The following is a 12,157-nucleotide window of genomic DNA, read 5'->3' as shown; positions in this document are numbered from 1 at the left end:
TCAGTCCCGTGGCAGGCCGAGGACTTTTTCGGCGATCGAGTTGCGGATTATCTCGTCGGTACCGGCGAAGATATGCACTCCCGGTTCGCCGAGAACGAGTGAGTTCCAGCTGAAGGTGCCCCATTCCCCCGTGTCGGCGGTGATCTTGGGGCCGAGGATCTTCCCGGCCAGCTCCGAGGCGCGCCGCAGATTGGCGCTCAGCGCCAGTTTGCTCAGCAGTGGAGCGGGATCCGTCCGATAGAACGGCGCCGCAACGCGGTCGGAACCGGTCGATGTCAGTTGTCGTGCGGCCCAGAACCCGGAGATCGTCCGTATGAGTTCCTGCCGGACGAGTGGATCGTTTTCCGCGCCCATCGCGCGGACCAGGGCGGTGAGCCGGGTGCCGTTGGCCAAGCCGGACCCCGACCGCATGAGCCCGGCGCCGATCCCGGCCCGTTCCAGGGCCAGGATCCTGCGGACGATGGGCCATCCGTCACCGGCCTCACCGAGAACATGGGAGTCGGGGACGAAGGCATCCTCGAGGTAGACCTCGTTGAACGCGGCGCCACCGGTCATCTGGCGTAGCGGTACCACCCGCACACCGTCCTGGCGCATATCGAGGATGAAGGCGCCGAAGCTGTCTTTTCCGGGCTCGGCGCCCGTACGAGCGAAGACGATACCGATATCGGCCAGATGCGCATCGGATGTCCACACCTTCTGGCCGCGGAGCAGCCAGCCGCCGTCGACCTGGACGGCCCGCGTCCGTGCCGAGAAAAGATCGGAGCCGGCATCCGGTTCGCTGAACAGCTCACAGCACAGCACAGCACCGCGGTACAGATCCCTGGGCAGCTCATCGCGTATCCGGTCGGCCCCGAATTCCCGGATCACCGGTCCGAGTACCCGGTCCAGTTTGAAGTACGTGTCGCTCGGCGTTTCGTAGTCGGCTTCCAACCGGCGGTACGCCCGCAGGTGTGCGGCGGAGAGCCCGGCACCGCCGAGTTCGGGCGCACCGTCGATCCATCCGAATCCGGCATCGAACTTCTTGCGGCGCCAGTCGCGGGATTCCGTGAGTCGCCGGCGTTCCTCTTCGGAGTCCGGCTCCTCCCAGAGCCGGACTCCGGTGTCTTCGCCTTCACCCCAGACGAGAGCGGAACGCGCGGCTCTGGGACTGCAGTTCGCGTTCAGGAAATCGGTGGCCCGCCGGAGAAATTCCGGCACCGACTCCATCTCTTCGTTCGTCGGTCGTGCTGCGGTGGCGTGCTCCACGGCTCCTCTTTTCTTCGACGGATACTGGTGCTGCACGGATCAGGCGTCCAGGACCGTGCCGCTACCTCGGCCGACCCAGTCCGCCGTAAGCGCCTTCTTGTTGGTTTTTCCGATGGCGTTCATCGGCAGGTCGTCGCGGCGGATCCACCATTCGTCGGGCATCTCGTAACGGGCCAGATAGGTCCTGCACAGTTCGCGCAGGTCGTCGACGCTCGGCGTCGCGGCCTCCGGCCGGACGACGACAGCCGCGCCGATTTTCTCCCCCAGGTCCTTATCCGGTAGTGCCGTGACGGCGACTTCCGCGATATCCGGATGGCGCAGTAGCGTGTTCTCGATATTGACCGCGGCGACGTTCTCGCCGCCGCGGATGATGATCTCCTTCACCCGACCGGTGACGTAGAGGTAGCCGTCCTCGTCGATCCGGCCGAGGTCACCGGAGGCTATCCAGCCCTGGGCATCCTCCAATGACCCCTCACCGATCACTTCTTCCGGCGCGTTGGGGGTGCGACCGTAGATCTCGCCTTCGCCCTGGGCATTGGCGCCGACGATCTTCACCTCCACGACGGGCAGGGGACGGCCGACGCGTCCGGGATGCCCGGCGATTTCGCCGCCGGACGCCGCGGCCAGCAGCCCGCCGGTCTCGGTCAGGCCGTACAGGCTCCCGATCCGCTGTTTCACCGACGGGAACGCCGCGGAGATTCGTTCGCGCAGTTCGGCAGGTACCGCGGCGCCGCCCAGTGGTATGGACGACAGGCTCGAGGTGTCGCGGCTCTGGATATCGGGATGCTCGAGCACCCGGGAGACCATGGTGGGAATCGCACCCCACGACCGGATGCGCTCGGCTTCGATCAGCCGTAGTACTTCGGCGGGTTCGAACTTTCCGTCCAGCATGATCAACCGCCCGCCCTGGAGCAGAGTGGAAATGCTGGTCTGTACGCCGGCCAGGTGAAACAGGGGGACCGACTGCATGGATGTGGTGGGCTGGAAGTCCTCGGGCAGTTCGTTGGGGAGCCGGTTGGTCAGGGCCAGCAGGTTGTGCAGGTTGCCGATGACCGAACGCTGGGACACCAGGATCGCCTTCGGTAATCCGGTGGTGCCGGAACTGAACATGATGATGGCGTCATCGGACTCCTCGACGTCGGCCACTCGCAATGTGGCCGGCGCGGCGCTATCGACCAGTTCGCGGATCTCGGTCGTCGATATTCGGCACACACCGGGGACGTCGACGTCGGTGATGGCGACTTTGGGCTGCACCTTCGCTGCGAGAGCCGATACCTCATGGGTACTCCACCAGGGATTCCCGAGGGCCACCACCGCGCCCAGAGAGTGCAGGGCCCAGAAGCAGACGCACCACTCGATCGAGTTGAAGCTCAGCAGCAGTACTCGGTCCCCTCGGGACACGCCATAGGCGGCCAGGCGGCCGGCGACCCGAGCCACTGCCTCCTCATGGTCCTGGTAGGTCAGGCGGCGGTCGCCCTGGACGAGGAATTCCCGATCGCTCCATCGGCGGCCTTCCAGCAACAGTTGGCCGAGTGCTGTCGGCCGATCCCGGTACATCAATGAGGGCCGTCCATGGACGATGCCGGCGACGACCTCGCGCCCCCAGACTGTTCCGGTCTGCTTCACCATCGTGTCGGCCACGGATGCTCCTCGATTCGTATCGGCGGATTATGTGTCTCGGGTCCGGTTGCCCACCGCCCTGGCACATCGGTGCGGCGGTACGAGCAGAACCAGTCACGACCGTCCACTAACGGTGGAACCATCCGGGAACATCTGCCAGGGGACTTTCGGCAGATGAAAACGCGCGTCCACATTCGATCGGAATGGTTTGACCTGATTTCGGCAGATCGGTTCTGCCGGGTACACGCAGCGTCGAGTTCGTCCGGGCCGAGGCCTGAGAAGGGAACAGCACCATGGCATTCGAGGTCGAGTCCGGCTACGTCGATATCGGAGGGCTGCGGGCCTATCGCGCGGCTCCGCGGCTCACGGTCGGCGCTGAACAGGCTTCCGGGATGCTTGTGCTCCCGATGGTCACCGGTATCGGAGAGCAGGTCCGGGCGTGGGTGGACCAGCTCGCCGCGGAAGCCGGCTGTGTGGCGTTGGCCTGGGACACCTGGCACGGGAAGAGCTCCGACGACACACCGTTCGACGAACTCCGTGCCTGGAACGAGGTCTTGCGCGACGACGAGGCCCTGGATGAACAGACCCGGCTACTGTCCTATCTCCAGGACGAGTTGCGGCTCGAGCGCGTCGGTGTCATCGGGTGGTGCCTGGGCGGGCGCTTCGCCCTGATCCTCGGCGGACGCCACGCTACGCTCGCCAATGTGATCGCCTTCCATCCCACGGTCACCCTCGACGCGGGGGAAGAGGTTGTGAACACGGTGGAACGAACCCGGCAGATCAAAGCTCCCGTTTTTCTCGCTTACCCGGGGAAAGACTCGATCGTGCCGTGGGAGAGTTTCTCGGCTCTCCAGACCGCACTGCAGTCCCGGCCGGTGGCCGCGAGCATTGTGCACCTGTATCCCGAAGCCAAACACGGCTTCAGTGATGAGCGCCGGCACGGCGAGGAGGTCAACGCTTGCGCCTACCGGCTTTCCTGGCCGCAGACGCTCGCGTTCGTACGGGCCACCACGGTCTCATCCTGACCCCGCGCGGACCGGTGGCCACCTGCGTGGCCACCGGTTCCCATCGTCACACCAGCACACGTCCCTCGAACAATCGCCGTGCCGTCCGGTAGGTGGACGCGTACTCCGCCCGATACGGCTCGTCCGCACGGGTGCCGACTGTTACCGCCGCATCGACCTCGAGAATCCCGGACGGGGTACCCAAGCGGAAGGTGGCGCAGTCGGCTCCGTCCAGCGCGGCGTGAACGACCGTCCCGGGAATGCGCCCGGCTATCGCCGCACACATCGCACCGGTGACTGGCACAGCTCGGTGCGGTCGACCGTTCGAGACGAAACGCACCAGCAGATCGGTATCCCCGGCCGCCACAGCGCGCCCCGAGAGGGTGGAATACGCGGCACTGCCCGCCACCATCGCGACGAATGGCACCAGGCGGTTGCGGGCCGCCGCCTCCACGGTCGGCGCCAGGCCCATGGCCACCGAGGCTGCTCGCCGGATCGATTCCAGCCGGTGCAGGGACCGCGGGTCCGATTCGAGGTCTTCGGGTAGCTCGGTGCCCGCGAATCCGAGTTCACCGGCTGTCACGAATACACACGGATTGGCGGCATCCACCATCGAGACGGTCACGGCGGGTCCTTCCGAGCCGTGGAGGGCACCCGTGACCTGCCCGGTCGGCAGCAACCTGCCGGTAGCCGCTCCGCCCGGACAGAGGAAGTCCAGGCGAACCGGAGAGCCTGACCCCGCGACACCGTCGATTTCGTACTCACCCTCGGTGACCGCCCGGCCGTCGCGGACCCGGAACCTCGAGTGGATGATCTTGCCGGTGTTGGTGTTGTGTATCCGTACCAGCGCCTCGCCGTCCGATCGCGACACCAGCCCTTCGTCCACCGCGAACGGTCCTACCGCAGCGGACATATTGCCGCAGTTTCCCCCGTAGTCGACATCGGCCGACGTCACCTGCACCTGCGCGAAGGTGTAATCGATATCGGCGTCCGGGTGAGTCGGCGCTCCGATGACACACACCTTGGACAGCGATGAGATCCCACCGCCCATGCCGTCGAGTTGGCGGCCGTTGGGGTCGGGACTTCCCATGGCCGCCAGAAAGAGCCGGTCCCGTTCCGGCCGGTCCGCGGGCAGATCCCCGGCATGGAAGACCAGCGCCTTGCTGGTCCCTCCGCGCATGAAAACCGCTGGATATCCGCGCATGCTATTCCTTTCGGCGACAATGGTCAGAACGGCCGGGGTGATGGAGCCGCCGCGGCGACCGGAATGGTCATGGAGCCGATATCGTCGATACCGATCTCGATCGTGTCACCGACTTCCAAGGGCCCGACACCCTTCGGGGTACCCGAGGCGATGATGTCGCCGGGCCGCAGCGGTACGACCGAAGAGATCAATTCGATGCATTCGGCCACATCCACGATCATGTCCCCGATTCGTGCGTGCTGGCGCTGTTCCCCGTTGACCGAAAGCCGGGACCGGAGCTCGTCGGTGGGGCCGAGTTCGTCGGCCGTGACGATCCAGGGGCCGGTAGGGGTGAACGTGGCGAACGATTTGCGCAGCGACCGGTCCTCCTCATGCTCTCCGGGCTCGATTCGCATGGTGAGGTCGATCAGACACGAATACCCGAATACATGCTCCAGGGCGTCCGCACGCCGGATATTGCGGCCGCCTTTCCCTATGACCACGGCCATTTCGCATTCGTGGTCGAATCTCCTGGCGGACCCGTACGGTAGCTCGATCGGTTCGCCGGCTCCGGACAGTGACCCCGGCGCCTTGAGGAAGAAACCGACATCTCGTGCGGTCCGGCCACCGGTGGTGATCGAGCGTGCGCCGATCTCCCCCAGGTGCGCGGCGTAGTTCGCCGGTATCGCGAATACGTGTGCGGCGGCTGGATTGACGGCGCGGAGCCGGGTGTCGTTCACCGGCTGTCCCGGACTCGTATCGGTTACCTTTTCGACGTCCCCGGAGATCGACGCCCAGTTCCGGATGAGCCAGTTCATCCGCTGTTCCGGCCAGGAATCCAGCGTCGCCGGGACACAGTGCGTGGCGTCGAAGATCCGATCCCCGGCGATCACACCGATCCGGAAATCGTCGTAGACTGCGAGCTTCATGCGGCCGTACCTCCGTCGGCGGTGTCCGTGTCCTCGAAATAGGCATTCAGCGCGCGGAATACCGGGGAGTCGTCCACCCGGAACAGCCTGCCCTCGACTTCGCCGGCGTTCGAATGCCGGACCCGCGCGAAGGGTGGGACCGAGATGAAATCTCCTTCGGCCCAATCGAAGACCTTGTCGTTCACGGCCATGGTGCCCGAGCCGGAAACGGCGTAGTAGATCTTGCTGCCGCTGTGTCGGTGTGTCAGTCCGCGGAATCCGGGACGGATGATCTGGGCCTTCATGGACAGTGACGGCAGAGCGGGTCCACCGCCTACGGGACTCTGATATTCCAGCATGACGTCGTCCCGAGGATCCGGCGCCAAGCCTTTGGCCTGCTGGAGCGCGGTATCGGCCTGCGTGCGGGTATAGACGAGCAGTGGGTTGCGCCGCGTCGGCGGAGGCGGCCCGGCAGGCCGCAACAAGCCGGATCCGAACTCGCGCCAGGATCGCTGGGGCGTGGCGCCCACCGGTTGGGTGTCTTCGGGGTAGGGATCGAAGAAGATGTTCTCCAGCTTGCGCATCACCGAGATGTTCAAGACATCGAGCCAGATCATGGGCTGATCGCCCTGGTGGATGTGATCGTGATACATCCAGCTCGGAGTCAGTACGAGATCGCCTTCGTTCATCTCGTAGTTCTCCCCTTCGACCGTTGTGCTACAGCCGCTGCCGTGCATGACGAACCGGAAGGCATCAGGGGAATGGCGATGTGCGGTGGCGACCTCGCCGGGATTTATGTACTGGATGGATGCCCAGAAGGTCGGCGTCGTACCGTACTCCAGGCCCGGGTTGGCCAGTCGCAGGGTCCGCCGGTCGCCACCGGGCTTCAGGTCGAGAACTGTGCCCAGTTCTTCGAGGTGGGACAGCAGGTCGCCCCATTTCCAGTGCATCGGCTCCATGGTTGATTCCGGTGTTCGGGTGAACAGGGGAGGCTCGTCGGGCTGAGAGATCCTCAGTCCGTCCTTCGCGAGTCGTTCGCGCAGTAGAGCGCGAACGCGAGCGTCGTCACCGACGACGGTCGTGTCAGTCATATGTCTGGTCCTCTGAGTGATTGCAAAATACTCGGCCAAAAGGTAGAACCATTATTGCGCATCAGTGAGGGGTTGCGTCAAGACGCTTCCGCAAGAGCTTGGTGGGCATCGGCCGACCGAAAATTCCGGATCGAAGCCGGGATCGTCGTCACGACCGATTGTCATCTCGTGGCCGCCGTACCGAGAGGTGGATCGCGAGTGTTCGCTGGAAGAGAGGCTGACTGGTATGGCGAAGACGGAAAGGGTCCCGGTGTTGGTCATCGGTGGCGGGCCGGTCGGGCTTGCCCTGGCCGGCGACCTCGGCTGGCGAGGGGTGGACAACGTCCTGGTCGAAGCGAGAGACGCCACCGTCTTTCAGCCGAAGATGGATATGGTCGGGATCCGCACGATGGAGTTCTGCCGGCGGTGGGGGATCGTCGATGACGTCTACACTGCGGGGTACAACAGGCAATATATTCAGGACTGTGCCTGGGTGACCGACTTGAACGGGTACGAGTTCGGCCGGGAAGAATTCCCCGCTCCGTGTGACGAGCGGTCGCCGCAGCAGAGCCCGACGCATAGGGAACGCTGCCCGCAGAATTTTTTCGACCCTGTCCTGGCGAGGTTCGCCAACCGTAGCGGCCGTGCTGATATCCGGTACCACACCCAATTGGTGTCGTTCGAAGACAAAGGCGATCACGTCAGCGCTGTGCTCCGTCGTCGCGACACCGATCAGGAGTACCGGATCGAGGCGGACTATCTGGTCGGTTGCGACGGTGGCGGCAGCACCGTGCGCACCACACTGGGCATACCGATGAGCGGCGAGGGCACGCTCACGTATACCTCGAACGCGGTATTCAGGTGCCGGGACCTGGAGAAACTGCACACGAAGAATCCGGCATACCGATATATCTTCATCGGCCCGGAAGGTACCTGGGCGACATTGGTTGCCATCAACGGACGAGATCAGTGGCGGTTTTCCCTGATCGGCGACGAATCCCGCAGCGAAGTGGGCGAAGACGAGATGCGTCGTGCGATCATTCGCGCGGTCGGGCGGGAATTCGATTTCGAGCTGCTGTCCCTCCTGCCCTGGGAACGACGACAGCTGGTGGCCGACCACTACCGCCGTGGACGTGTGTTCCTGGCCGGGGACGCCGCTCATCTGACCTCGCCCACGGGTGGGTTCGGCATGAACACGGGCGTCCTGGATGCGGTGAACCTTTCCTGGAAGCTGGCCGGTGTGCTCGAGGGCTGGGCCGGCGAGACGCTCCTGGATTCCTATGAGTACGAACAGCGGCCGGTGGCGATTCGCAATGTCAGCGAAGCGGGTGACAATCTCAGACGTATGCTCGGCCCGCGGGTTGCCAAGCCCGCGCCGGAGGTGTTCGACGACGACAGCCCGCAGACAGAGGCTGCCCGTCGTCGATACGGTGACGCCTACACCGAGGCAATGAAGCGCGAATGGTTCAGTATCGGAATACATTTGGGCTATTCGTACGAGGGGTCTCCGGTGGTTGTTCCCGATGGAAGTCCCATGCCGCCGCTCGATGTGCAGACCTATCTGCCCACGGGCCGTCCGGGTCACCGGGCGCCGCACGTGTGGTTGGACGCCGATCGGTCGCTGCTCGATGAGTACGGTCGGGAATTCGTCGCGGTTCGCTTCGATCCTGCTGTGGAGCTGGACCCGTTGACCGTAGCCGCCGCCGCCGCGGCCATGCCGTTGCGCGTCGTCGACGTGGACGACGCCGCAGCCGCCGGACTGTACAACGGCAAGGTCGTCTTGGTCCGCCCCGACGGTACGGTCGCCTGGCGTGGTGAGCGCCTGCCGAGCGATCCTGGGCTTCTGGTGGGCCGCGTCACCGGTCGGAGTCGGGACCGGGCTCCGGTGTCCGGAGACCGAGACGGGGTAGCGGCCTAAAGGTCGAACCAATTGGATCGATGGTAATCTGAAGCCGACCCCGTCCGGATGATCCGCCGAGGAGCATGTTCATGTCAGCCTCAGATTCTGTCTTCGTCTCCGAAAACCGGAGTCCTGGACTCTCGAGGGACGATTCCATGTTCACCAGGGTCCGCACCCGGAGAGGGTTCGAATACATCTCCGAGCAGATCCGGGAGGCCGTGGCAGCCGGGAAGCTCACACCGGGATCACGGTTGCCGGCGGAGCGTGAGATGGCGGAAATATTCGGGGTCAGTAGGCAGGGCGTCCGGGAGGCGCTCCGCGGGCTCGAGATGAGTGGCCTGGTGGAGTCCCGCCCGGGCGTCGCGGGTGGGGTGTTCATCCGAAACGGCGATATCCGAGTGGTCGGTCGAGCGGTGACCGATCTGGTCGCCCTGGGCGCGCTGTCGGCGGAAAGCCTGCTGGAAGCCCGGGTCTTGCTGACCTCGGATGTGATCCGCCTGGTCGGGTCCCGGGCTACCGACGAGGACTACGCCGAGCTCGAAGCCGAGGTCGACGCTTTCGAGGAACATCATTCCCGCAGCACCGCCGGGTCCAGCCGCACATCCAGCATCACCAACTTCTACTCCGTCCTGGCGGAAGCGACGCACAACGAAGTTCTTGTGATGCTGATGGATTCGCTGACCGGGATCGTGCAACGGCGACTGAACAATATCGGACCCGAACCGCTGACCGACGTCACAGCGATGCGCCGCCGCTTTCTCCAGCTTCTCCGAGACGGCAGGGTCGAAAGTGCGGTGGAAGAAATGGCACATCACCTGGCCAGGGTGGAGAGACGGCTGATTTCGGCCGAGGAGGCGAAAGTGGCCGAGCGAAAAATGGGTTGAAGGCCTGACATTCGATAGCCACCCGCGGTTCACGGCCTGCCCGATCGACGGATGTCCGGTAGTCGGATCCGTGGCCGGGTGATGACCGTGTTCCACAACTTGGCGCGCTTCCACGAGGAATGTGAGCGTAGGGCGCGGGAGAGTTCGGGAGATCGTCGTTTCGACGTGGCGCACCAGCGGGGACAGGCGAGGGAGATGGACACCGCCGTCGCCTGCGTACTCCGCGAGAAGGTCGCCGATCGGGCCCCGACACCATCCGGGCCGACGCCTATCTGTAGTCCGCGGTCAGAAAACAGGTATGTCCGGGGCTGTTCGACCGAGGCGGCGGAACGGGTCCTCGGAGACGCTGATGTCGATCGGGTAGGCCATGACATCGAGGTTCGGCGATGCACAACTGGAAACCCACTGAGGTCACGTCCGGTCAGCGGAAGCGGCAGTTGTGTACGGCCGGTCGGCGACAGCCTGGTCAGGCGCCTGACCACGACGAACTCACGTGGCGCTGCGACGGCGGACTCCTGCTGCAGGTGCGGTCCGCGGGACCCGAACCCCGGCGCCGAAACAGAAAGTGCCGACGGCCCAGGTCTCTCACGAGGTGGAACAGCTCACTGGCAGTGGGCGGGACCACTCTGAAATCGTCTGGTTCATCTTCCCGCTGTGATCAGGAGACAACGATGGATGCATATCACGCCGGTCGGAGCGGTGGCGGCGGGGCACCGTGTGCCCTACCACCACCCGTTCGCGAACAGGGCCACCGCGGCGGGAAGCACAGTCCAACCCAGGACGCCGCGGTGCGATTCGGACGTCGGGGCCGCTTCGGCCGTGTCGTCGTTCTCGTTCAGGGTGACTGCGACGCTGGTGTCGGCGCTCATCGGATGGCTTCTGTCTCGAAGAGGGTATAAGAGGCATCGGAGGTGTCGCGTCGGGACCGGGATGGCCCGTACTCGCCTCCCTCGGCGGGAGCCACGACGGATCCGGCCGGCTCGGACCACACGACGAGGGCGGTGCGCGCGGCGATCCGCCACCGGCCGTCTCGTCGCTCGAATCTGTCGAGGTAGCGACCTCCGGACCGGAATCCGGTGCGGGAAAGATCTTTCGGCTCGCCATGGAGTGCGATGACGTAGGACTCGCCGACACCCCGGTCATCGCGAACGCGCGTGAGGACATTGGACAGGGTGTGCACGGTGAAGGAGTAGCCGGCCAGGTTCGTGCCGAGCCATTCGATGAACTCGTCGATCCCGCCGCGGATGAGCCCGGAGAAGTCGACCGTCGCATCCGGCCAGAAGCAGTCGCGAAGGAGTGCGAGGTCCACTCGGTCGACTGCCCGGCAGTACCGTAGAAGCAGATCCCGTACGGCGGCTTCGTCTTCGACGGGCCCCGGACCCGAGGTGATCATAGTGTCTTTCACAGCAGCGCTCCTTTGCGTCGCGGCGGGTGGGGAGAGCGTGACAGGGCTGCTGCGTGCCCGTCACAGACGTGGTGTCATGTGGTGGAACGGGGTCGTTCGCGACGGACTCGTGGCGACGGTACGTCGGCACGTCGGCACGTCATCGCTGTATCGAGATGCGTTGTGGGTGTGGTCGATCCACCCGGGTAGTTGCGGAAACGCGAAGCCTTTTGTCGCAGATCCTCCACAGGTGTTCGGTCAATTCGCGGGGCAACGTGTTTCGTCGCCGGTCGGCGAGGATCCCGCGCAGGCGTCGGAAGAACGGTCCTGTCTCGATGCCGAACTCGACGAAGATGTCCTCGGCCGGGCCACCGTTCCAGTGCCGCCACTTCACTGCGAACGCGAGCATTCTGTCGTCATCGTTCATCGCATGGGTCCTTCGATAGAAAAATATGGGTCGTGCGGGCCACCCGGCGTGGTCCTGGTCGGCTGGGCGCATATCGCGTTCACCGCGCGGGGCGGACCGCGACTCCGGTGACGTCGACGGATCGGAGCAGCATCTGCCGCAGACGTGCCGGGCCGCCGAGCCGTAACGTCACGGTCGCATCCATGGACGATCGGGCGGCGTCGAAAACGAGGTCCTCCACCCCGGAGCATCTGGTGTGGAGGACGGTGACGAGCCGCAGCAGCGTCGAGCTGTCCGAGACGTCGGTGAGGGCCACTCGGACGAGCCATCGCCCACTGGTCGAAAGACCCGGTACCCAGGTGCCGGAGTTCGCTGTGGACTCGGCATCCGCGTCGGGTCCGGGAGAGATCACCGCCTCGGGGTTCGCGACCGACGAGGGGCAGTTCTCATGTTTGCATGTTCCGGTCCGAGTACTCCCGTCGAGTGACTCCCGATATGTGCGCACGCTGTCGTGGACACCGTCCATCTCAGATGGCCGCCGGAGTCGGTGAAG

General features: G+C 64.9%; 12 protein-coding genes. 3 read left to right on the top strand and 9 right to left on the bottom strand.

Going from position 1 to position 12,157, the window contains the following annotated elements; genetic code table 11:
* On the bottom strand, nt 1-1,197 hold the full coding sequence (locus tag IEY68_RS13620; protein WP_189094252.1) for an acyl-CoA dehydrogenase family protein: 1,197 nt from the start codon (nt 1,195-1,197) through the stop codon (nt 1-3).
* Between the two features lie 87 nt (nt 1,198-1,284).
* A complete protein-coding gene (locus IEY68_RS13615) occupies nt 1,285-2,886 on the bottom strand; it encodes a class I adenylate-forming enzyme family protein (protein WP_062997923.1) in 1,602 nt (533 codons plus the stop codon).
* A gap of 272 nt (nt 2,887-3,158) precedes the next feature.
* Here IEY68_RS13615 and IEY68_RS13610 point away from each other — a divergent pair, with 272 nt between their 5' ends.
* Nucleotides 3,159-3,890, top strand: a complete 732-nt coding sequence (locus tag IEY68_RS13610; RefSeq protein ID WP_062997925.1) for a dienelactone hydrolase family protein — start codon at nt 3,159-3,161, stop codon at nt 3,888-3,890.
* 46 nt (nt 3,891-3,936) lie between these two features.
* Here IEY68_RS13610 and IEY68_RS13605 read toward each other — a convergent pair whose 3' ends face one another.
* From IEY68_RS13605 to IEY68_RS13595, 3 genes are read right to left on the bottom strand one after another with little or no spacing between them, the layout of a single operon-like run.
* Nucleotides 3,937-5,073: a 2-methylaconitate cis-trans isomerase PrpF family protein gene (locus IEY68_RS13605; protein ID WP_062997927.1), complete on the bottom strand. Its 1,137-nt coding sequence runs from the start codon at nt 5,071-5,073 to the stop codon at nt 3,937-3,939.
* Between the two features lie 23 nt (nt 5,074-5,096).
* Nucleotides 5,097-5,981, bottom strand: coding sequence for a fumarylacetoacetate hydrolase family protein (locus tag IEY68_RS13600; protein ID WP_062997929.1), 885 nt, complete (start codon nt 5,979-5,981; stop codon nt 5,097-5,099).
* A complete protein-coding gene (locus IEY68_RS13595) occupies nt 5,978-7,051 on the bottom strand; it encodes a cupin domain-containing protein (RefSeq protein ID WP_063916258.1) in 1,074 nt (357 codons plus the stop codon). Before IEY68_RS13595 ends, IEY68_RS13600 begins: the two co-directional genes overlap by 4 nt.
* Before the next feature lie 226 nt (nt 7,052-7,277).
* Between IEY68_RS13595 and IEY68_RS13590 the strand changes: the two genes are divergently transcribed.
* Both IEY68_RS13590 and IEY68_RS13585 read left to right on the top strand, forming a co-directional pair.
* Nucleotides 7,278-8,948, top strand: coding sequence for an FAD-dependent monooxygenase (locus IEY68_RS13590; RefSeq protein ID WP_062998095.1), 1,671 nt, complete (start codon nt 7,278-7,280; stop codon nt 8,946-8,948).
* A 137-nt stretch (nt 8,949-9,085) separates the two neighbouring features.
* Entirely contained in the window at nt 9,086-9,814 is a 729-nt protein-coding gene (locus IEY68_RS13585; RefSeq protein WP_062997931.1) for a FadR/GntR family transcriptional regulator, read from the top strand.
* 722 nt (nt 9,815-10,536) lie between these two features.
* Here IEY68_RS13585 and IEY68_RS13580 read toward each other — a convergent pair.
* The 4 genes from IEY68_RS13580 to IEY68_RS13565 all read right to left on the bottom strand — a co-directional run bounded on the left by IEY68_RS13580 (nt 10,537) and on the right by IEY68_RS13565 (nt 12,016).
* Nucleotides 10,537-10,683, bottom strand: coding sequence for a hypothetical protein (locus tag IEY68_RS13580; RefSeq protein WP_189094251.1), 147 nt, complete (start codon nt 10,681-10,683; stop codon nt 10,537-10,539).
* Nucleotides 10,680-11,219, bottom strand: a complete 540-nt coding sequence (locus IEY68_RS13575) for a nuclear transport factor 2 family protein (protein WP_189094250.1) — start codon at nt 11,217-11,219, stop codon at nt 10,680-10,682. Before IEY68_RS13575 ends, IEY68_RS13580 begins: the two co-directional genes overlap by 4 nt.
* 139 nt (nt 11,220-11,358) lie before the next feature.
* A complete protein-coding gene (locus IEY68_RS13570) occupies nt 11,359-11,625 on the bottom strand; it encodes a hypothetical protein (RefSeq protein ID WP_062997935.1) in 267 nt (88 codons plus the stop codon).
* Between the two features lie 79 nt (nt 11,626-11,704).
* Nucleotides 11,705-12,016 (bottom strand): hypothetical protein, encoded by a 312-nt coding sequence (locus IEY68_RS13565; protein WP_189094249.1) that lies wholly within the window; start codon nt 12,014-12,016, stop codon nt 11,705-11,707.
* Nucleotides 12,017-12,157 lie beyond the last annotated feature (141 nt).

The organism is Nocardia jinanensis (genome assembly GCF_014645735.1).
GTDB classification, from domain to species: Bacteria; Actinomycetota; Actinomycetes; order Mycobacteriales; family Mycobacteriaceae; genus Nocardia; species Nocardia jinanensis.
The sequence above is the reverse complement of the archived record's forward strand: the minus strand, read 5'-3'. Positions and strand labels throughout refer to the sequence as shown.

Coding starts and splice junctions, on each gene's coding strand:
- IEY68_RS13610 (WP_062997925.1), top strand. CDS start 3,159: ATGGCATTCGAGGTCGAGTCCGGCTACGTCGATATCGGAGGGCTGCGG.
- IEY68_RS13605 (WP_062997927.1), bottom strand. CDS start 5,073: ATGCGCGGATATCCAGCGGTTTTCATGCGCGGAGGGACCAGCAAGGCG.
- IEY68_RS13600 (WP_062997929.1), bottom strand. CDS start 5,981: ATGAAGCTCGCAGTCTACGACGATTTCCGGATCGGTGTGATCGCCGGG.
- IEY68_RS13595 (WP_063916258.1), bottom strand. CDS start 7,051: ATGACTGACACGACCGTCGTCGGTGACGACGCTCGCGTTCGCGCTCTA.
- IEY68_RS13590 (WP_062998095.1), top strand. CDS start 7,278: ATGGCGAAGACGGAAAGGGTCCCGGTGTTGGTCATCGGTGGCGGGCCG.
- IEY68_RS13585 (WP_062997931.1), top strand. CDS start 9,086: ATGTTCACCAGGGTCCGCACCCGGAGAGGGTTCGAATACATCTCCGAG.
- IEY68_RS13580 (WP_189094251.1), bottom strand. CDS start 10,683: ATGAGCGCCGACACCAGCGTCGCAGTCACCCTGAACGAGAACGACGAC.
- IEY68_RS13570 (WP_062997935.1), bottom strand. CDS start 11,625: ATGAACGATGACGACAGAATGCTCGCGTTCGCAGTGAAGTGGCGGCAC.